This window comes from Micromonospora polyrhachis (genome assembly GCF_014203835.1).
GTDB classification, from domain to species: domain Bacteria; phylum Actinomycetota; class Actinomycetes; order Mycobacteriales; family Micromonosporaceae; genus Micromonospora_H; species Micromonospora_H polyrhachis.
Genome location: NZ_JACHJW010000001.1, coordinates 3,532,817 through 3,552,179, shown reverse-complemented (window position 1 = coordinate 3,552,179; position 19,363 = coordinate 3,532,817). Strand labels below are relative to the sequence as shown.

The window sequence follows — 19,363 nt, the reverse complement described above, 5'->3', positions numbered from 1 at the left end:
AGATGACGATCGAATTCCTGTGGGTCAGTCGCGCCCAGCCCACCCGGGGCCCCAAGCCGGCACTCACCCTCGAAGTCATCACCGACGCCGCCATCGCGATCGCCGACCGCGAAGGGTTGGCCGCAGTCTCCATGCAGCGGGTCGCAGCCGACCTCGCCTTCACCAAGATGTCCCTCTACCGGTACGTACCCGGCAAGGCCGAACTCGTGGCGGCGATGGTCGAACGGGCAATTGGGGAGCCACCGGCCCTCGACACCGCCAGCTGGCGAGGCGGCCTGAAGAATTGGGCGCACCAGCTTCTGGCCGGCTACCTGCGACACCCCTGGGCACTGGAGGCCACCGTCGGCCCTCGCGCCATCGGCCCCAATGAACTGGGCTGGATGGAGCGCGGCGTGACACTACTCGCCACTACTGAACTGACCGGGAGCGAGCGCTTAGACGCGCTGGCCCTGCTCACCGGGCACGTACGGATGATCGCCCAGCAGGCCGGGGCGAACCGGAAGCCCGAAACCCAGCTGATCACGATGATCGGCGAACTGCTGAGCCAGCACGGAGAACGCTTCCCCGCACTGACCGCCACGATGGCCTCCGCCTCCGACGAGGGTGCACAGAACCAGGCGTTCGACTTCGGCTTGGACCGCATCCTCGACGGCCTGGACCTACTGACCAGCGAGCGGCGGTGGCCCATCCGCCCAACCGGTTCGATCGAGGCCGACCACGGCCCCGATCGAAGCGGACCGCCCCCTCGTCCTACTGGGCTTGGTTGACTGGCATGACGGTGAGTTGGGACAGGCACACGTGCGGTGGACGCGTGACGGCGTAGACGATCGCGTCCGCCACGTCGTCAGCGTCGAGCAGTCTCATCCGCCGACCTGCGGTGACCAGCTTCTCACGGATGCCGGGATGCGTGGCGTGCTCGAACAGTTCCGTGGCGACGCCGCCCGGCTTGATGTCGGTGACCCGTAGGCCGGTAGACGCCAGCTCGACGCGGATGGCCCCCGACAGGTAGGTCACGGCGGCCTTCGTCGCGCCGTACACGGCGAAGGCGGGCGCGCGGACATCAGCGCCGGTGCTGGAGACGTTCACGATGTCCGTAGCCCGACCGTCTGCGGCTACGGAGAGCAGGCCGGGCAGCAGCGCACGGGTCACCTGGAGCAACGCGCCCACATTGAGACCGAGCATGTGCCGCCATTCGTCGTCACGCCCCTCGGTCAGGGGATTCGGCAGCATGACCGCAGCATTGTTCACCAGCAGGTCGACGGTGCCGAGTCGTGCGGCGACCTGTTCGGCGAGCGTGTGAATCGCAGCGGACTGCGTGATGTCAGCCGGCACAGGCAGAGCCCGTTCACCGATCTCGTCGGCCAGGGCATGCAGCCGGTCACCGCGGCGAGCCACGAGTGCCACCCGGGCTCCGGCGGCGGCGAGGCGTCGAGCGGTGGCGGCACCGATGCCGGACGCAGCGCCGGTAACCAGCGCCACCCGTCCGGCCAGCGAGGCGGTAGTCGTCGTCATGGCGTCGAGTTTGCGCGCCGGTCGACGGGTGAACCATCCGCGGAATCTTCCTAGGTTCGCTGTGCCTACCGTACTTAAGAAGATCTCTGGGACCATGGCTCCATGGCCTCTGAGCTGGGAGACTTTCTGCGTGCTCGCCGTGACCGCGCACAGCCTTCCGACCTGGGGCTGATGTCCGGAGGGACCCGGCGGGTGGCGGGCCTACGCCGAGATGAGCTTGCCTTGCTGGCTGGCGTCAGCTCCGACTACTACACCCGCATCGAGCAGGGCCGGGTCAGGCCCTCGCAGCAGGTGCTCGCCGCGCTGGCCCGCGTGCTACGCCTTGATGGCACCGAGCGCGAGCACCTGCTACGGCTGGCCCAGCGATCGGCGCACATGATCATCCGTCGCCGACCGCGAGAGGTCGTGGCTGCCGGAACGTTGGACCTCCTCAGCCGACTTGACGATCTGCCGGCGATAGTCCTCGGACGCGCGCTCGACGCACTGGCCTGGACACCGCTCGGCGCGGCGCTGCTGGCCCTCAGCGACGACGGCGAGCGCAACATGGCACGCAGGATCTTCCTCCTACCCGAGACCCGACAGCTCTACCCCAATTGGGATGCGGTCGCAGCCGAGCTTGTCGCCCACCTGCGTCGGCTGTCCGCCGCGCGCGAGACCCACGGCGAACTGGCAGAGCTGATCGACGAGTTGACTGTCGCCTCCGGGGAGTTCGCGGCCCTGTGGTCCCGTCATGACGTGACGGCCGGGGTAACGCGCCGCAAGACGTTCCGCCACCGGCTGGCCGGAACGTTCGAGCTGGAACCCGACGTCCTCACCCTGACCCGCGACGAACAGACACTATGCATATACCGCGCCGTCCCCGACTCGCCGGGGGTCGATGCACTGGCCCTGTTGAACACGCTGGTCGCCTCCGGGCTGGCAGGCACCAACCAGCGACCGGCCGACATCGGCACCGACGTCACCGGATAGCGACGGGACGCTCACCTCGGACGCCTCCCACCGGGCCAGCTGGGCTCGGGCAGGCCGTAACCTCGTCGGTCGTACACATGTCCTATCCACAGGATGTGGAAATCTGGCGCAACCTTCTGCGGCCAGCGGCGTTGGGTAGCCGGGGGAAGCAACATGAAACTGAGCAAACTACTGCCGATCATGGGGCTGCTGATCGCGACCGTCGCGTCGCTCAGCGGCCCAACTCGTACACCGGGCAAGACGGCATCCAGCCAGCCACCAGAGAGGGCGGCGTACGGGCCGGACGTCGTACACCTCGACGGGCTGGGCGGCATCGAATTCGGCGACACCGAACAGGAGTTGGCCAGGCGCGGCCTGCTGACGCCGCCGATCGCGTCATGCGGGCCAAGCCTGGCCGGCATGACGACGGTGGGACCGATCTTCGCCGACGACCGCCTCGTCCTGCTGTGGGCCGATCCGTCGATGCACACCCCGGAGGGGGTCACCAGCGGCACGTCCGTGCGTCAGGTGCAGGCCACCTATCCGGCGCTGACGTCGCTGGACGCTCCACAGGGGACATACCGGTTCGACGGGCTGCTGGTCAGCGAAGGCGACCGGTCCTACCTCTTCCTGCACGATGGCCAGATCGTGCGGAAGACCGTGGCCGGCTACACCGACTACGCCCGCAAACTGTTCGACGAGGGCTTCGGCACCTGCTGACGAGCACCACGCGGCCCGAGGCGGCCCAATACGGCCCGATGCGGCCCGATGCGGTCGGCCAGGTGCGATGAGCACGCCCGGATCCGGGTCTTGTGCCGAGTCAGGCCACACGGTAGAGACGACGCATGCATCGCGTCACGACGGTCGTCCTGTCAGTGATCTGCGTGGCGCTACTCGGGGTGGCCACCAACGTCGCCACCGGCGCGCTACCCGATTCCTGGGAACCGTACCTGTGGTTGGCCTGGCCGCTGCTCGTCGCGCTGATCGTGACGCTCGTCGTGCTTGAGGTCGCCCGTAACCAGGAGAAACGACCGGTCCCGATGACCTCACCGGACCGGGCCCGGCAGGTCCTGCTCGGCCGGGTACGCCGCTACTGGGTCACCAACGTCCTGGAACGCTCGCTCTACAACGAGGTTCGGATCGAACTGGGCCTGACGGCGACGGCAGACACACAGCGGCACCCGTGGGACGTACTGGCCGAGCAGGCCAACGGCACTCCGCTCGTGCTTACCGACGGCGTCGCCATGGGCAGCGTGTTCACCCAACTCGACCAGGCCATGGTGATCCTCGGCGAACCCGGCGCGGGCAAGACGACGATGCTCCTGGAACTTGCCCGAGATCTGCTGAACCTGGCCGACCGCGATCCGGCGGCCCCCATCCCGGTCGTGGTCAACCTTTCGTCGTGGGCGATCTACCGCCGACCCATCGCCCAGTGGCTCGTCGAGCAGTTGACCGAGCGATACGGCGTGCCGGCAGATCAGGCGACCCACTGGGTGATGGCGGGTGAGATCCTGCCGCTGCTCGACGGTCTGGACGAGGTAGCCGCCGAACACCGCAACCGGTGTGCTGCCGCGATCACCGAGTTCCACCGTCAGCAACCACTCACCCCGATCGCCTTCTGCTGCCGGACAGTCGAATACGCCCAGCTCAGTCAGCAGGTCCCGGTCTACGGCACGGTGCGCATCCAGCCACTGACCCGGCCACAGATCGAGCAGTTCCTCGACCGGGCCGGCACCGCGCTCGCCGGACTCCGCTCGGCACTCGCCGTCGACACCGAGCTGTGGGAGTTCGCCGACTCACCGCTGCTGTTGAGCATCATGGCCCTGGCGTACGCCGACGGCCCGGAGCCGGCAGGCGATCCGGAGCCGGCAGGCGATCCGGACGGAGGTGAAGCGCCGTCCGGCCGACGACGTCTGTTCACCCACTACGTGCAAGCCATGCTTCGACAGCGGACGAATCCTCGGCACCCTCCCGACCAGACGGCGAGATATCTGGCGGCACTCGCCTACCAGCTCCGTACCGACGGGCAGAGCGTCTTCGTGTTGGACCGAATCGCCGAAACCTGGTCGCCGCGCCATTTCCGCATCACGACCGCCGACACCATCGCCCGCTGGATCACCAGCCTCGGGACGACGCTTCTCCTCGGTGCGGCAGGCTGGTTCCTCCTCGGCTGGCCGGGCGCGCTCGCCGGCGCCGCGGTCGGTGCCGTGACGGCGACCGGAATGTCCATGATCCAGTACGACGACCTGCGCGCCATCTCCTCCGCCGTCAGACGGGAAAACGTCCGCAGCTACGGGGTCGACTGGTTCGGAAAATTCTGGAGCGACCTCCGAGCCGTCTACAACGAGGCCGAGCCCGTCCCGGTCAGCGGGCTGTCCGCGCTCGCGGTGGGCGCCGCCTTCACCACCGCGACCAGTATCCGTACCGGCACCGACGCCGGGCGCGGCGTGGCGATCGGAATCGCCTACGGACTCGGATTCCTGGCCGCGGCTCTGGTCAGCCTGGGCGTCACCGCCACCGCGATCTTCGAAATGTACTTCAGGAGCCACCCGACCATCGTCGTACGACGTGAGGTGCCGAGTCCGGCGCTGCGTCACCGGCTCCGGTTCGCCGTACGGGTCGCCCCGGTCCTCGGTCTGGTCACCGGAACCATCGCCGGGCTCGCCGTGGCCTGGCCCGGCACGGCCGCCGAGGCCGTTCGTTTCGGAGCGCTGATGGGTACCAGTTCGGCGGTGTTCCTGCTGATCCTGGTCGCCCTCGCCCCGATCACGGAGCAGTGGTTGGTACGCCGTCGGCTGGCCCGCCAGGGCGTGGTGCCCTATCCGATGCTGCCGTTCCTGGAGTACGCCGTGCAGTGCCTCTTCCTCCGTAACGTCGGAGACGGCTACATCTTCGTGCACCGGGAACTGCTCGACTTCTTCGCCGATCGGTGGAACCCGGCCCGGGAGGGTCTGCCCCAGGCCGGGTCCGCTACCCCGGACCGAACCGGCTAACCGGCCGGGCAGTAGGCCGTGCTGAAGATCCCGACCAGGGTCTCCATGGTCGGCTTGGTGACGTACGGGTTGTAGGAGAGCGTCACCTGACGGCCAGCATCGGAGGCCATCGCGTAGGTCAGGTAGCCGAGCAGTTCGCCGCCATGGCCAAAGACGCTCATGCCGCAGGGCAGGTCGAACTGTTGCAGGCCGAGGCCGTACCGGAAGATCGTGCCGGTCTCGACGGTGGTCCGCATCGCCGCGAGCCCGGCCGCGCTGGTGAGCCGGCCGCCGATCAGTGCGGCGAAGAACCGGTTCAGGTCGGCGGTCGTCGAGATCATCTCACCGGCCGCCCAGTCGAGGGACGGGTTCATCCGGGTGGCGTCGACGTACTCGCCGTCGACCAGGGTGTAACCGTGGGCGTGCGGTTCGGGCAGCCCCGCCTCGGTACCCGGGACGCTGGTCTGCCACAGACCGAGCGGACGCAGGATACGACGCTGGATCTCGACTCCGTAGCTGCGGCCGGTCAGCCGCTCGATGAGCAGCCCGGCGACGATGTAGTTGGTATTCGAATAGCGCCAACCCTCGCCGGGTGGGAAGTACGGCTCGTGCGCGAAGGCGACGGCCAGCAGTTCCGTGGGCCGGTAGGTGCGGAACCGCTCCGCACCCCGCCACCGGTTCGTCGAATAGCCGGCCTCGTGCGCGTAGTCGTACAGCCCGCTGGTGTGGTTGAGAATCTGCCGTACGGTGATCGCCTCGCCGTTCGGCACAACTCCCGGCAGGTGGCGGGCGATCGGATCGTCCAGCGACAGCCGGCCCTCGTCGACCAGTTGCACGACCACCGTCGCCACGAAGGTCTTCGTGGCACTGCCGATCCGGAAGTAACCGTCGGCCCGCGCCGGTCGGCCCGACACCAGGTCGGTCACCCCGGCGGCACCGGCCCAGCCATCCCGCCCATCCTGTACGCGCAGCAGCGCGGCACTCGCCGACTCGGCGGCCACCATCCCGGTCAACCCGGCCTGAAGTTCCGCCCCCGGCACGCTCACTGACCCGGCGCTGGCCGGACCGCTGGACATTCCGATCATGGTGGCCGCCAGCAGCAGCCCGGCCAGCACTTTCCTTCGTTTGATCATGCAGAAGACGGTAGGAACCGGCGCGGGCCGGGAACATGACGTCGACCGCACACCTCGCACGTCCACACCGCACTCTGCGGGCTGTGGAAAACCTCAGCAGGTCGGCTCGGCGTACTCCGCGGCCATCTCCAGCAGCCCCGCGTTCCCGACCATGATCTGCTTGACGTTGCCGGTCGGGTCGACGTAGAACGCGATCGAGGCGGACTCGTGGTCGACGAAGTCGAACTGCGACTCGGCGTAGATGGTCGACGTGTAGCGCCGGAGGCTTTCGCCGTACGCCTCGGTCAAGCTGGCCTCCGGGCTGCCGACCCGGATCCCCTCGATGGTGGCCAACTTCGCTGGCGCGGTGATGTAGACCTGCGCTATCCGGCTCCCGGAATCGTCGGGCAGGACCCAGATGCCCGTCCACTCCCCGACTCCGGACCAGGAGAGCGGGCAGAACCCGTCGGCCTCCTTCTTGAGGATGCCTTCGTCCACCAACGGCTGGGTCTGCGCCCCGATCCGGATCGGCCCGACGCCGTGCTCGGTAACGGCCTTCGGATCGACCTGCGAGGCAGCAACGCTCGGCGAGGCAGGGTCGGCCGGGGCGGTTTTCGCGCCCCCGTCGGCACATCCCGCGACCCCCGCCAGCAACAGTGCCAGGGCAATCGGGACGACAGCTCGCCTCATTCGATCTCCTCGTCACCTGCTGGGTGGTCCGGGTCCAGCAACATTGTGATCAACCGGTCAAGCAGCGTACCGATCCGTGCGGGTCGGGTAAGCAGTGCCAGGTGGTCAGCCCGCTCGTGCCGCACCGTCCAGCCCTGACGCTGAGCCTGCGCCGCTTCGGCGTCGTACCCTTCGCTGAGCTGGAGATAGGCGCACCGCTGCGGCACCCATTGCGGCACCGACGGCGCAGGTTCGTCGAAGTACGCCAGGGGTAGTGGCCGAAGCTCGGCGACGAAGTCCGCCCGCATCTGCTCGTCGGGCAGCAGTGCCTGGATGACCTCGGCCGGAAACCACTGGTGCCAGGGTGGCAACCACCTGTCCACGGCCAGGTCGCGAAGCTGCCCGACGAGAGCCGTCGGTGCGTTCGCGAACCAACTGGTGCCGGGGTGCGGCAGCATCGCGTCCACGAAGACGGTGCCGTACGCCTGGCACTGTCGGCCCGACAGTCCCGCCCGACCCGACAGTCCCGCCCGGCCCGCCAGGGCCGCTCCGATGGCCGGCAGCAGCGCCCCCGCCCCGCTGTGCCCGACCAGCACCAGGCGGTCGTCCGATCCGACCGACACGGCGTCCGCCACCTGCTCGGCTACCGAGAGGTAGTACGGCGGCTCGACGTCGGCGAGGGGACCGAGCGACGGCACCACGACCCGGTGGCCGAGTTTCCGTAGTTCGTCAGCGACCGGCTGCCAGCTCCCGGGGCCGACGAGCGGACTGTGGATCAGCACCAGTGTTGGACCTACCTGCACCTGCTGCACCCCATTCAGCTTCGCATTGACCTCAACCATGCTTCAGGTCCTACGGTCGATTCGCAAACGATCATCAACTTGGGGTGCCACGATGACCATCGACCAGCTTTCCGACGCCGAACTCGCCGCCCAGCCGGCTGCCTACTGGACCGGTCTGGCCTACGAGGCGCTCATCGCCTTCACCCGCGCCCGACAGGCCGAGTTCGGCTTCACCCAGCCCCAGTTCTGGCTGCTGCGCAACCTGTCGACCAACGACCTCTCCCCGGACGGTCAGGGCATGACCATCCCGCGACTTCAGGCAGCCATGGCGACCTACATCCGTCCCGAGGACGACCTGGCCGGCGAGGCGCAGGTCCTGCTGGAGCGGGGTTGGCTTCGCCGGGACGACGAGGACCGGCTGTGGATCACAGAAGCCGGCGAGCATGCGCGCGTCGACCTGAAGAGCCATGCTCCGACCATCCGCGCACGCATCCACGAGGGCATCGACGATGCCGACTACGTCACCACGCTCAAGGTGCTCCGCCGGATGATCGACAACGTCAGCAGCGATCAGACCTAGCGGATCGCGTCACCAAAACTGGGACCACAAGCGAAAACGCCCGGCTCGTCCTTGCGGACTTGCCGAGCGTTTTCGCACTTCACGAGCGATGGCAACGGGAACCAGTCCCTGCGACCCCTGAACTCACAGGCATCGACACCTTGCCCTATCGTGCCGCCATGGCTCCCGATCGCACCTACGGCGAAATCCCGGGCTACCCACTGGGCTCAACTTGCGAAAAACCGGAGGGAACTCGCAAAGTACAGGGTGTACCGGCCAAACCGGGCTGGCATCTGCGGTGGGGCCAGCGGCCTGGAGAGTCCAGACCCACCCCCGCCTACGGCCGCTCAAGGCGCCACGGACCAGCCAGCCGCTCGAACGAAAGCCACCACCCAGCGCCGTCAGAAGCACGGCTGTCGCCAACGGCGTAAATGACTCACCACGGAATGAGTGGGCCCACTGCCAGAGAAGCGGCATGGAGCCTGTTTTAGATGATTCGCGAGTTCGGCAAGCGCTATTAGCAGCCTGCTACGCGTCAGGCAGAGCGCCGAATGCTCACAAGGAATGCGTCCAGGACGCCCTCAGCTCTCCGCCCCCACAGCCGATCGCTTAATCAAGGCGCCAAGATATCCCACTGCTTCACTTTGGAGGAAAGCATGGTGACCAAGGATTCAACCAGCCCCTACGTAGCCGAGTTGGACCGGATGTACGAAGACTCCACGTACTCCGCACAGAGTTATTTCGAAGCCGCCAAGTCGGCAGAGTTCTGGGGAAGGACGATAGTCTTCCTTCCAGCCTTGATCAGTTCCGCAGCTTCGATACTTGTTGTGATCGGGCAGACCAGGCATTGGGGAGCCGTCGGGGCAGTAGCGGGAGCCATTGCCGCCACATCAGCTTTCCTCGGCTCCGAAAGGAAATCCAAATCCCTCCGCGAAGCGGGAAACCGGTTCACCGCCCTCCGTCACACGATCCGACTGGAGAGAGAGACCGCAAATGGGAAAGACAAAGCCGAATTAGAGAAGATCGTCCGAAACCTTCGGACTGATTACAACTCAATTGTTGCAGGCAACGAACTGGTCTCCAACCGCTTCTCCAAGAAGGCCGATGGAAGGATCATCTCTGGAACCCTGAACCACGAGGTCGACAAGAAGGACGCACCTTCCGGGAAGCGCTAGCCAGGGAGATTTGAGGCACCGACGACCCCGGCCGGCTCCGCAACTACTTGTAGAAGCAGCATGAGGTCCGGATGATTGCCAGCCCTCTCCACAGGGCTGACTACGGGGCGGCGAGAACCGTGAGCCCGACAAGGCCGGCGAACCCAACTGAGACCACAAGCGGAACGCCCGGTTCGTCCTCGCGGACTTGCCGGGCGTTTTCGCACTTCATGAGCGGTGGCGGAGGGATTTGAACCCTCGGAGGGCGTAAACCCTCACACGCTTTCGAGGTCTGCGACCAACCGTCCACAGTCGTTCCACGAGGGTTCCAGCCAGGCGCAACGCTCTCCGGGCGGACGGCGGCGGGCACCGCCGTACGGCAAAGAACGAGACCACAACTGAGACCGCCGGTTCATCCCCCCGGCGCAAGAGTCCTTGATCTGACAGACCCATCCATCGCTCGTTAAGGGATACTCGGATCGCCCGACACGGAAGTGGATCATGACGCCGTCTCTACTTGTGTACGACATACTGGCCGGATCGGCGGAAACCGAGGAGCCCAGCTTCCTGGATAATGTCCTCGGAGTGTTAGCCCTGCTTGCGATCGCCGCATTCTTCGTGCGTGGCTACTACCGTGAGCGCATCGCAATCAGCGACGCTGAAACACGAGCAAAAAGCCTTAGCCATTCAGAACGCGACGCCATTGAGCGGCAGGTTCTCGATGTCATATACAAGGGTCGCGACCACGCCCTAAGCATTAGGGAGATCGCTTCCGAAATAAGTGAGCACGAGCGGTACGTTATCCGCATAGTGCGACCACTCGTCAAGTGGGGTCAACTTGAAGTCACCTCAGCCCATGACGAGAGCTTGCCCACCGATTTCAACTCATTCTCGAAAGTTGCCGTAACGGCTGAAGGCGACAAGCGTCTCAGGGAGCGTGATCCTGTCGTGACTTACAACGAGTATTTTTCAGTGGGCGACAATTCCAATGTGGTAAATAAGAGCGTGATAGTCAATTCCAATGTCGGCACCTACCGCAGTCGCTATGGAACTGACACGGTTGAAGCGCTGCGCGAGCTTGAACACATAGTCAGAGGATCCAATAACGATGAGGCAGTCGAAGTACTCGATGGTTTCCTCGCTGAAGCCAGGACAGAGGAGCCCAGTCGAGCAAGGATGAAGGCTCTATTCTCCAGTCTTCAGCAGATGGTTCCCGCCGTCTCTGGGGCTGCCGATCTGGCGTCTCGAATCGCTGCCATGTTCTCGTAGCAGAGACATCACGTCTCGCCTATAAAGGGAGGACCGGCAACCACAACTGAGACCGCCCGCCCCCTCAACGGAGCGTCGCAACAAAGGCAATCGCCGGCCACGCCCACGGACTGAGCACCGGGCCGCCGCTACGTGCGAATGACTTCACCGGTCGCGACAAGAGCGTTGCTCCTCATTTGCTCCAATTACCATCGATGATCCACCGCTCGCAGCCGTGACTTACGGTCGAGGAACTTAAGGACCTCGTGAAGAAAGCGGCACAGTTAGGCACTGAGTGAGCTTATGACGAATATTCAAAAATATCGACCCGACATGGCTAGGTGTCTACATGACCGTGATTTACGAGTCGCCCGGTGGCTCTCGGCAAGTGTTAGTCTTGCTCGATGCGGCCGGCAATCGAGTTGTTGAGGAAAGAATTAGGATGACCGATGGGCGTCCTGTCGTTATACGGCACCAGCACCCAGACGTCCTTATCCATCCATACTTCGTTGAAGGAATCAACCCCGAGATTTGCCTATACCAAGGAAGCTTCGGCTTCGCCGCCGACTCCAACCCAACGTTGCTTGAAGGTGACATTCGCTTCAAATGGAATCCGAGCACGCATATTGTTGTTCAGGGTTCTCGGGATGCCTCACTCGTGGACCTGCATGACAGGCTGAAGCCGTTAGATGAGACTTTATGGAAGGACTTCGCTACCGTAAGATTCCCGCCCGGTGCCAAACTTTTTGTTCAATCGATGGACTGCGCCCTAGCTGATCCGCCGGAGAAATCTTCGCTGTATCAAGATAACCTTGGACTACAGGAGATTGGCGTTGGTCCTGTTGACAAGATCGGGTTTCTAATCCCGAATGGCTGGGATGCCAATGACGGCAGCATGGTCTGCAGCCCAGATAACCTTACGCATTCTTGGAATGCGCGGGTGCAGGTGCAGGCAGGTGATTGGTCAGTCACGATTGACCGGACAAAGCAGGCCAGCCGCCGGGATTTCCGGAAGGGCTTGAAGAACACAGGAGGCCGTGCCGTCACCCATATCGGCGAGTTGCGCAGGGTGGGCGGCGCAGAGTTTGCACCAGAAGACGCTGCGCTGTCATGGAATCTATCCGCATCTTGCTGAACGTCGCAGTGGGCCGCCGCATCAACCCCGTCTTGCCCGTTGGCTGGCGGGGAGACAACGTGGTGTGGGCGCGGTGGACGGCACCGCCGGTAGACAGCATGATGAATGCCACCTCCTGGCTCGACTCTTCGATCGGGTCCAAGCAAGTAACAGAACTACTAGAATTCGGCTTGAATTACTTGTCAAAGCCGGACCACCAGAACGCGCTTAAATACGCTGCTTCGTATTACGTCAGTGCGAATGCAGATGTAGATGTTGAGCCGGCGATCGGTCTAGCCGTCTCCGGCCTGCAACTGCTGGCACATCAGCGTCTGGTGAACGAAAAAAAGAAGTACACTTCGTCTAACGCCTTTGAAAGTGCAGCAAGAAACACGGAAGGCGAAATCCGAGAATTCTTGGACGACTGCCAAATTGATACTTCCATCCCTTCACATCTCACTGAATTGCAAGCGGCAGCAGCGGCTATGCCAGTCAGCCACGGACTTGCGCGGGATGCCCTCGGCGCTGTTATCTACCTTCGGAACAAGATGGTTCATCCGACCAAGACGCTGGACAGGTGGAATGCATATGCCTGGGCCGAAGCTAGCATGGTAGCGTGTCACTTTCTCAGGCTCGGCATCCTTAACATGTTGGGCTATACGGGGCAGCATAAATCCGCCTTGTCGCTCAATCGCTGGGCGGGTGCAGTTGATCCGGTTCCTTGGGTTTAATAACGACGGCCGCAACGCTGGCCAGTGGTGGCGGCTCATGAGGAAGACGGATCTCAACCACCCACTAGGTCAATCAATGCCCCGGCTATCGCCCCCATGCTGTTGACCACTAACCCCGGCCCTTCGTTAAGGGCTGTCCAAGGAGTGGGTCGAGAACGAAGAAGTGCCTTCTGATCAGGGAGAATAGGGCTTGTCGAAGGTCCCATAGTCCCGCCACGGAAGGCACTTGCAGGGTGAAGGCTACCGCAACACGTCCGAAGATCATGGTGACCGGTGGTGGGCGGGGCGTGGTCGGTCATGCCGGTGCCCGGTTGCTCACTGATCTCGCTGATGCGACCGGGTTGACCAGCGCGTTCGGTGAGGCCTTGGCAGGTCTGCGGCAGCGGCAGGGCGGGCACGATCCGGGCCGGATTGCCGTGGATCTGGCGGTGATGCTCGCCGGCGGCGGTGAGGCCATCGCCGACCTGGCCGTGCTGCGTGACCAGCCCGGCCTGTTCGGGCCGGTCGCGTCCGACCCAACCGCATGGCGGATGTTGTCCCGACTGGACCAGCCCATGCTGGCCGGCCTACAGTCCGCGCGGGCACGCGCCCGTGAGGTCGCCTGGGCCCAGCACGCCGAGGTGAACGGTGACCTGCCGCAGCCGATGGCGGCCGGCCAGCAGGTTGATGGTCTGGTCCTGGACATCGACGCGACCATCGTGATCTGCCACTCCGAGAAGGAAGGGGCGACTCGTACCTGGAAGAAGACGTTCGGGTTCCACCCGTTGCTGTGTTTCCTGGACAACACCGGCGAAGCCCTCGCCGGCCTGCTACGGGAAGGCCGAGCCGGCTCCAACACCACCACCGACCACATCACCGTCCTCGACCAGGCCCTCGCCCTGGTCCCCGACGTTTGCCGGCACGGCAGCCCGATCCTGCTTCGCGCCGACACTGCCGGTTCCAGTCACGGGTTCCTCGCCCACATCCGCGGCCTGCGACAACAGCAGCACCTGGATATCCGGTTCTCGGTCGGCGCCGCGATCACCGAACCCGTGCGCGAGGCGATCCGGGCCGCGACTGGCTGGATCCCCGCTATCGACACCGGCGGTGACCTGCGAGAACATGCCGAAGTCTGCGAGATCACCGGCCTGTTCGACGCCACCGGTTGGCCCGAGGGCACCCGGTTCCTGATCCGCCGGGAACGCCCACACCCCGGCGCACAACTGAGCTTGTTCGACACCATCGAAGGCTGGCGGCACCAGATCGTCGCCACCGATACCCCGCCCGGCGGTGGCAGCATCCAGTTCCTGGAAGCCCGACACCGGGCTCACGCCCGCGTCGAAGACCGCATCCGCACCGGGAAAGACACCGGATTCGGCCGGTTCCCGTCCCGGCTGTTCACCATCAACCAGGCCTGGCTGCAACTCGCCCTGACCGCCATCGACCTGCTCGCCTGGACCCAGAACCTGCTCCTGAACGGCGACTTGGCCACCGCGGAACCCAAGAAACTGCGCTACCGACTGCTACACGTCGCAGCCCGGATCACCCGCACCGCCCGCCGAACCCGTCTCGCTATCGCCAACGGCTGGCCCTGGACCGACGCGTTGACCAGCGCATTCACCACTCTCGCCGCGTTACCCCGACCCACCGGCTGATCCCGCAGCCCCACACCCCTACCAGTCAACACGGAGGAACCCGGCCCCACGCCGGGTCCTCAGCATGCCGCTAAAACATCAGCAACCACGCGAATCACACCCATCGGGTATCGGCTATGCGGCCACACTCAAATGTAGGGTCGGGAGCTGGCGCGGTGGCACGTCGTGGTGGTAGGCCCGGCAGCCTTGAATTCCACCGGTTTCCCTTCTGGCTGTCCCACTGCCGTGGCCGTGACCGTGGTGCTCCGTTTCCAGCTCCCGCCGCTTCGAACCGTGCATGCGGTTCTCCCGCACACGGCTCACCGACGTCGTTCACCGCCGGCATTCGGCTTATCCCGCCGCCAAGGCTTAAATGGCCTTGGTGCGACGACGGTTCCCAGGCCGATCAGGCCCAACTCGTTGCTCGACTGGAAGGACAGCACCTGCCAGCCGAACTTCCGGCTGCGTTGGTGCCGCTTGGCGATCACCAGCGCTAGCCGTATCTTCGCGTAGTACCTGATCTTCTCGAAGTGTCGGGCCGAGTTGCCGTACTTGAAGAACCCGGCCCAGCCGCGCAGGAACACGTTGATGTGTTCCACGATCCACTCCACGGGCAGCCCCAGCCGGGACCGGGCGGTCAACTGCCGAATCCGGTCCCGGGCGTGCTGCATAGCCTTGTTCGCGGGCCAGCGGGCCAGGAAGGTGACCTGTTTACCTCCCGTGCGGGCCCAGGCGCGCACCAACCGGTGGTGAAAGCCGAGGAAGTCGACCCCTTCCCCACCGACCTGAAGGTGCACGATCCTGGTCTTGACCTCCTTCGGCTCCAGGCCGAGTTCAGCCAACAAGTGCCGAAGCCGCTGAAGCGCGGCCTCGGCCTGCGCCCGGGAGGCGCACATCACCAGCAGATCGTCTGCGAACCGGACCAGCACCCCGTGCTCACGCATGTCCCATCCCCGATCGAGTCGGTGCAGGTAGACGTTGCACAGCAACGGCGAGATGACCCCGCCTTGTGGGCTGCCGGTGACCGGTCGCCGGACCTGGCCGTCCTCCATCACCCCAGCGCGCAGCATCGCCCGCAGGAGCTTGAGTACGGCCTGGTCACAGACGCGTTCCTGAACTGCTTGCATCAACTTCTCATGCGGAATCGCCGAAAAGCAGTTGGCGATGTCCGTCTCGACCACCCACCGCCGACCCCGCCAGGACTCGTCCACGAGTACCTGCAGGGCATCGTGCACCGACCGCTTCGGGCGGAACCCGAAGCTACACGGCAGGAACTGGGCTTCGAAGACCGGTTCGAGCACGATCTTCACCGCCGCCTGCACGATGCGGTCACGAACCGCGGGGATCGACAACGGCCTCAACTCGCTGCTACCAGGCTTCGGGATGAACACCCGACGCGCCGGCAACGGCCGATACCGTCCTTCCCTGAGTTCGTCAGCCAACTCGTCCAGCAGCCGGGCAACCCCGTACTGTTCAACCTGGCCCAAAGTGGTCTGGTCGACGCCCGGCGCACCGTTGTTACGGCGCACCGCGACCCACGCCCGCCACAAGACGTCCCTGCGGAAGACCTTGTCTCGCAGCGCATGGAACCGACGCCCGGGATCGGCCTTGGCCGCCCGGTACAGCGCATGCTGCAAAGCTCGAACCGGATCAACGATCGATCCCGAAACGGTGGAACTAGCCTGACCGGCACTCACCGGGCTCCTCCAGACAGCAGGCGCGTCAACGAAGTAGCGGCCCTTCCCATCACCGGCGGTTGTGTTGTCCGTCCGGCTCGATCGGTACTACGGCCGCCTCCGACTCCCTCCCGGCCAGCAATCCCCTTCCCGAGATCATCGGTTATAGGACGCCACGCTCCGGCAACACTCCGCAGGTTGCCGGGCCGGGGAGGGTCTCCCCAGTTCCCGCCGCCACCATCTGAACGTTCCGCGCCCCATACGCCGGGGAGTTCTTCGCGGCTGCAATCCAGGAGCTACACCGCTTCCATGGCCTTCACCCTGAATTCGGGGGCTCGGCACTCCCTCTGCCCCACCCCAACAGGCGAGACCTCTAACGACGCCGCAGGCTTCGCGTCATGCTACGGACCGCTCAGTCGCTCCCCCAATAGGGCTTTCGACGCTGGGCTTCGACCCGACCCGTTTCCAGACCGAGCCGCCAGCCTGCTACCGGGCCTCCTGGCAGCTACCCGGACCGGACTTCCACCGGCAGGCGACGACGAGCTTACGACCCAAGATGAACTACACACTCACCTCCAGGTCAGCTGGGCGCACGAAAGACCGAGGCTAAGTCTGCCCCGGCCGCTCGGAACGTCCTGACCTTGGGCGGCCGGTTTGCATAACCGATCACGCGTACCCCTGCGGCCCGCGCTCCCTCGATGTCCGACAGCGAATCGCCGACGAGAACACAGCGGCCCGGCGGCTCGCTCAGGGATCGGACGGCTTGCAGGATCGGCTCCGGGTTGGGCTTCATGCGGGCCGGGTCGGCGTACGCCCGGCCGACCACCGGGGAAACGTAATCGGCGAGCCGGTGGTCTGTCAGGTAGGTGGTGACCGCGCCGGCAGAGTTGTTGCTGACCACCGCCACCGGCATTCTGGCCTGGCGAGCGGCCACAATGACTTCCCTCCCGTACGGCGTGGGTTCGGCAGTCTCGACAGCTCGGCGCTCGGCTGCGCAGAGCGCATCCTCTACCGCCCGCGTAGCGTCCTGGTCGCCGGCCGCGCCAGTGCGACGAAGAGATCACCCGATCCATCGCGTCCGGCCTGCGTGCCGGAGCCCGACGCCCCCGGAGCGTGGCCGCATGACCATCACCACCACCGACCGTGGCATGTCCGTCCAGGTCGGCACCGGCCCGGAAACCATCCGAGTGTTGAAAGCCGCCCTGGCCGACGGGATGCTGCCCGACACCTACGTGCAGGCCGGGGAACTGGTCCACATGGAAACCGTGTCTGGTGGGCTGGCCACCGAGGTTGACGAGGACTCGCCCCTACCGGTGTCGGCCAGCCACCTCACCCCGGCCGGGCTCGCTGGACTGCTGGCTGAGCACGCCTACGTGTACCGGCTCAAGACCCGCAAGGGCAACGACGGCCAACCCGAGGTGTACGAAGACGAGGTCACCCCACCCCGGGACATCCTCGCGTCGGTGCTGGCCGGCAAGACCTGGCCGAAAACCGCCCCGCTACGCGGCATCATCGGAGCACCCGTGCTGCGCCGTGACGGCACGTTGTTGCAGCGGCCCGGCTACGACCCGGCCACCGGTCTCTACCTGGCCTCCAAGGTCGCCCTGCCCCCGGTGCCCGACAGCCCACCGCCGAGCAGGTACGCGACGCCCGGAACTTCCTGCTCAACCGGTTCCTACGCGACTTCCCCTGGTCGTCCCCGGCGGACCGGGCCAACTACATCGCACTTCTGGCTACGCCGATCCTGCGCAACTACACCCGGTCCCTGACGCCGTTCGGGCTGATCGACGCGACCATGCCCGCCTCCGGCAAATCGATCCTGACCGCCGGACCCGGAATGCTCTACGGGCAGCGCGTCATGCCCTGGGCCTACACCGAAGAAGAGCTACGCAAGTCCATCACTGCCGTATTCGCTGAGCAGGTCGGCGTGGTCATCTGGGACAACCTCGCAGAAGGCACCGTCATCGACTCCGCCAACCTCGCCCTGCTGGTCACCGCCGGAGTCTGGTCCGACCGGCAGCTAGGTTCATCCCGCAACCTCGCCAGCGTCAACGACCGGCTATGGATGGCCACCGGAAACAACCTCCAGGTCGGCGGAGACATGGCCTCCCGGACCGTGCGGGTACACCTCGACCCGAACATGCCCCGACCCGAACAGCGCGACCAAAGCCAGTTCGGCATCCCGCACCTTGACCAGTGGATCACGCAACCGGCCAACCAACTCACCGTCATGCGTCACCTCCTGGTCCTCGTGCTCGACTGGACCCGCAACGGGGCACCCAAAGCCACCGGGGTATCCATGTGGCAGTTCACCCCCTGGGCACAGGCATTGGGTGGGTTCCTCGCCCACCACAACATCCCCGGATTCCTGGCCAACGCCGAAGCGGTACGCGGGGTAGACGAAGACGAAACCCGGTGGCGCGGATTCCTCGCCTGCTGGCACGACCGGCACGGCGGCAAACAGATGACCTCGGCTGAGCTACGCCGCGACGCCGAACCCGTACACCTCGGTTCGGACGTGCACGACCCGTGGGATGGCCAGTTCATCACCACCCCGTCCGGCAAGCTGCCTAACCCGCTGCAACTCGGCAGGCTCCTCACCGGGCAGGCCGGACGGTGGCGAGGCGACCACGTCCTACGCGCCGGCAAGAGCGACCGAGGAGACCGGAACGTGTTCTGGGTCGACCACCACAACCAGTAGGGACAAAAGTCGGCTGAAACATCTCCGCATCTCCGCATCTCCGCAGCAAAGCCACGGTGACCAGCACAAACACCCTGCGGAGAACCTACGGAGATCCCAGAGTCGACAGATATCAATCTCCGCATCTCCGCAACATCTGCGGAGATGACACCGCGTTTGCGGAGATGAGCCGGGTCAACTCCTCAAGATCTCCGCAAGCATTTGCCCAGCTCACAGGCACGTTTGCGGAGATGCGGCGATGCGGCGATGTTTCAGCCCTCCCCGCAAGAAACAACGCAGCCAGCCACTCGGCCAACCGCCCCAACAACCCACCCCATAAGTGTTCACAGGCCACGAATCACCGGGAGAAACCGTGCCCACCGCCGAAAACCGCGTCGTCCTGACCATCGAAGAAGCCGCCCTACGACTCGGCATCGGCCGAACCACTATGTACGCCCTCATCAAGGCCGGGCAGATTCGCACCGTCACCATCGGCCGTCTCCGCCGCGTGCCCACCTTCTGCATCGACGAGTACGTGCGAAGCCTCCTGACAAACCCGGCACCCCTCAACCGCGTCGCCTGACGGAAGGAGC

Annotated in this window: 18 protein-coding genes and 2 pseudogenes; 14 read left to right on the top strand and 6 right to left on the bottom strand. The window is 65.2% G+C overall.

The genetic code is table 11. The annotated features are described in order from the left end of the window. Positions 1-2 precede the first annotated feature (2 nt). On the top strand, positions 3-767 hold the full coding sequence (locus FHR38_RS15425; RefSeq protein ID WP_184535328.1) for a TetR/AcrR family transcriptional regulator: 765 nt from the start codon (positions 3-5) through the stop codon (positions 765-767). On the opposite strand, the gene FHR38_RS15420 is transcribed toward FHR38_RS15425, so the two are convergent. Further along, entirely contained in the window at positions 751-1,512 is a 762-nt protein-coding gene (locus FHR38_RS15420) for an SDR family oxidoreductase (RefSeq protein ID WP_184535327.1), read from the bottom strand. The two genes, FHR38_RS15425 and FHR38_RS15420, sit on opposite strands and share 17 nt — an antisense overlap. A gap of 102 nt (positions 1,513-1,614) precedes the next feature. Here FHR38_RS15420 and FHR38_RS15415 point away from each other — a divergent pair, with 102 nt between their 5' ends. The 3 genes from FHR38_RS15415 to FHR38_RS15405 all read left to right on the top strand — a co-directional run bounded on the left by FHR38_RS15415 (position 1,615) and on the right by FHR38_RS15405 (position 5,453). Beyond that, positions 1,615-2,481: a helix-turn-helix domain-containing protein gene (locus FHR38_RS15415; RefSeq protein WP_184535326.1), complete on the top strand. Its 867-nt coding sequence runs from the start codon at positions 1,615-1,617 to the stop codon at positions 2,479-2,481. Positions 2,482-2,634: 153 nt separating this feature from the next. After that, positions 2,635-3,180: a hypothetical protein gene (locus tag FHR38_RS15410; protein ID WP_184535325.1), complete on the top strand. Its 546-nt coding sequence runs from the start codon at positions 2,635-2,637 to the stop codon at positions 3,178-3,180. Between the two features lie 125 nt (positions 3,181-3,305). Then, positions 3,306-5,453, top strand: a complete 2,148-nt coding sequence (locus FHR38_RS15405; RefSeq protein WP_184535324.1) for an NACHT domain-containing protein — start codon at positions 3,306-3,308, stop codon at positions 5,451-5,453. On the opposite strand, the gene FHR38_RS15400 is transcribed toward FHR38_RS15405, so the two are convergent. The 3 genes from FHR38_RS15400 to FHR38_RS15390 form a co-directional block, all read right to left on the bottom strand. After that, the gene (locus tag FHR38_RS15400; protein ID WP_221449034.1) at positions 5,450-6,565 is read right to left on the bottom strand and encodes a serine hydrolase domain-containing protein; all 1,116 of its coding nucleotides are present in this window, start codon (positions 6,563-6,565) and stop codon (positions 5,450-5,452) included. The two genes, FHR38_RS15405 and FHR38_RS15400, sit on opposite strands and share 4 nt — an antisense overlap. A 93-nt stretch (positions 6,566-6,658) precedes the next feature. Then, positions 6,659-7,234 (bottom strand): hypothetical protein, encoded by a 576-nt coding sequence (locus FHR38_RS15395; RefSeq protein WP_184535323.1) that lies wholly within the window; start codon positions 7,232-7,234, stop codon positions 6,659-6,661. After that, complete coding sequence (locus FHR38_RS15390; RefSeq protein ID WP_184535322.1) at positions 7,231-8,055, bottom strand: alpha/beta fold hydrolase; 825 nt, start codon at positions 8,053-8,055, stop codon at positions 7,231-7,233. Before FHR38_RS15390 ends, FHR38_RS15395 begins: the two co-directional genes overlap by 4 nt. 52 nt (positions 8,056-8,107) lie before the next feature. On the opposite strand from FHR38_RS15390, the gene FHR38_RS15385 reads away from it, so the two are divergent. The 7 genes and pseudogenes from FHR38_RS15385 (at position 8,108) to FHR38_RS15360 (ending at position 14,435) form a co-directional block, all read left to right on the top strand. Continuing rightward, complete coding sequence (locus tag FHR38_RS15385; RefSeq protein WP_184535321.1) at positions 8,108-8,575, top strand: winged helix DNA-binding protein; 468 nt, start codon at positions 8,108-8,110, stop codon at positions 8,573-8,575. Between the two features lie 635 nt (positions 8,576-9,210). Further along, complete coding sequence (locus FHR38_RS15380) at positions 9,211-9,729, top strand: hypothetical protein (protein WP_184535320.1); 519 nt, start codon at positions 9,211-9,213, stop codon at positions 9,727-9,729. 480 nt (positions 9,730-10,209) lie between these two features. Next, on the top strand, positions 10,210-10,977 hold the full coding sequence (locus tag FHR38_RS15375; protein ID WP_184535319.1) for a hypothetical protein: 768 nt from the start codon (positions 10,210-10,212) through the stop codon (positions 10,975-10,977). Between the two features lie 80 nt (positions 10,978-11,057). Beyond that, positions 11,058-11,195: pseudogene (locus FHR38_RS33770) on the top strand (ScoMcrA-related endonuclease); the annotation flags it as partial. Between the two features lie 110 nt (positions 11,196-11,305). Continuing rightward, a complete protein-coding gene (locus tag FHR38_RS15370) occupies positions 11,306-12,091 on the top strand; it encodes a YopA family protein (RefSeq protein ID WP_184535318.1) in 786 nt (261 codons plus the stop codon). Continuing rightward, entirely contained in the window at positions 12,067-12,801 is a 735-nt protein-coding gene (locus FHR38_RS15365; RefSeq protein ID WP_184535317.1) for a YopA family protein, read from the top strand. Before FHR38_RS15370 ends, FHR38_RS15365 begins: the two co-directional genes overlap by 25 nt. A 233-nt stretch (positions 12,802-13,034) precedes the next feature. Continuing rightward, on the top strand, positions 13,035-14,435 hold the full coding sequence (locus tag FHR38_RS15360; RefSeq protein ID WP_184535316.1) for an IS1380 family transposase: 1,401 nt from the start codon (positions 13,035-13,037) through the stop codon (positions 14,433-14,435). 299 nt (positions 14,436-14,734) lie between these two features. Here FHR38_RS15360 and ltrA read toward each other — a convergent pair whose 3' ends face one another. Then, positions 14,735-16,051, bottom strand: a complete 1,317-nt coding sequence (gene ltrA, locus FHR38_RS15355; protein ID WP_246446378.1) for a group II intron reverse transcriptase/maturase — start codon at positions 16,049-16,051, stop codon at positions 14,735-14,737. A 619-nt stretch (positions 16,052-16,670) separates the two neighbouring features. Beyond that, positions 16,671-17,147 (bottom strand): annotated as a pseudogene (locus FHR38_RS15350) (HAD family hydrolase); the annotation flags it as partial. A 64-nt stretch (positions 17,148-17,211) separates the two neighbouring features. On the opposite strand from FHR38_RS15350, the gene FHR38_RS32250 reads away from it, so the two are divergent. The 3 genes from FHR38_RS32250 (at position 17,212) to FHR38_RS15340 (ending at position 19,353) form a co-directional block, all read left to right on the top strand. Continuing rightward, the gene (locus FHR38_RS32250) at positions 17,212-17,859 is read left to right on the top strand and encodes a hypothetical protein (RefSeq protein ID WP_246446564.1); all 648 of its coding nucleotides are present in this window, start codon (positions 17,212-17,214) and stop codon (positions 17,857-17,859) included. A 26-nt stretch (positions 17,860-17,885) separates the two neighbouring features. Beyond that, complete coding sequence (locus tag FHR38_RS32245) at positions 17,886-18,791, top strand: hypothetical protein (protein WP_246446561.1); 906 nt, start codon at positions 17,886-17,888, stop codon at positions 18,789-18,791. 352 nt (positions 18,792-19,143) lie between these two features. Next, entirely contained in the window at positions 19,144-19,353 is a 210-nt protein-coding gene (locus FHR38_RS15340) for a helix-turn-helix domain-containing protein (protein WP_184535315.1), read from the top strand. Positions 19,354-19,363 lie beyond the last annotated feature (10 nt).

What these genes read in the sequence shown, in the direction of transcription:
- FHR38_RS15390 (WP_184535322.1), bottom strand. Translation starts at nt 8,055, where the DNA reads ATGGTTGAGGTCAATGCGAAGCTGAATGGGGTGCAGCAGGTGCAGGTA.
- FHR38_RS15410 (WP_184535325.1), top strand. Translation starts at nt 2,635, where the DNA reads ATGAAACTGAGCAAACTACTGCCGATCATGGGGCTGCTGATCGCGACC.
- FHR38_RS15385 (WP_184535321.1), top strand. Translation starts at nt 8,108, where the DNA reads ATGACCATCGACCAGCTTTCCGACGCCGAACTCGCCGCCCAGCCGGCT.
- FHR38_RS15425 (WP_184535328.1), top strand. Translation starts at nt 3, where the DNA reads ATGACGATCGAATTCCTGTGGGTCAGTCGCGCCCAGCCCACCCGGGGC.
- FHR38_RS32250 (WP_246446564.1), top strand. Translation starts at nt 17,212, where the DNA reads ATGACCATCACCACCACCGACCGTGGCATGTCCGTCCAGGTCGGCACC.
- FHR38_RS15370 (WP_184535318.1), top strand. Translation starts at nt 11,306, where the DNA reads ATGACCGTGATTTACGAGTCGCCCGGTGGCTCTCGGCAAGTGTTAGTC.
- FHR38_RS15420 (WP_184535327.1), bottom strand. Translation starts at nt 1,512, where the DNA reads ATGACGACGACTACCGCCTCGCTGGCCGGACGGGTGGCGCTGGTTACC.
- FHR38_RS15395 (WP_184535323.1), bottom strand. Translation starts at nt 7,234, where the DNA reads ATGAGGCGAGCTGTCGTCCCGATTGCCCTGGCACTGTTGCTGGCGGGG.
- FHR38_RS32245 (WP_246446561.1), top strand. Translation starts at nt 17,886, where the DNA reads ATGCCCGCCTCCGGCAAATCGATCCTGACCGCCGGACCCGGAATGCTC.
- FHR38_RS15400 (WP_221449034.1), bottom strand. Translation starts at nt 6,565, where the DNA reads ATGATCAAACGAAGGAAAGTGCTGGCCGGGCTGCTGCTGGCGGCCACC.
- FHR38_RS15375 (WP_184535319.1), top strand. Translation starts at nt 10,210, where the DNA reads ATGACGCCGTCTCTACTTGTGTACGACATACTGGCCGGATCGGCGGAA.
- FHR38_RS15405 (WP_184535324.1), top strand. Translation starts at nt 3,306, where the DNA reads ATGCATCGCGTCACGACGGTCGTCCTGTCAGTGATCTGCGTGGCGCTA.
- FHR38_RS15415 (WP_184535326.1), top strand. Translation starts at nt 1,615, where the DNA reads ATGGCCTCTGAGCTGGGAGACTTTCTGCGTGCTCGCCGTGACCGCGCA.
- FHR38_RS15365 (WP_184535317.1), top strand. Translation starts at nt 12,067, where the DNA reads ATGGAATCTATCCGCATCTTGCTGAACGTCGCAGTGGGCCGCCGCATC.
- FHR38_RS15380 (WP_184535320.1), top strand. Translation starts at nt 9,211, where the DNA reads ATGGTGACCAAGGATTCAACCAGCCCCTACGTAGCCGAGTTGGACCGG.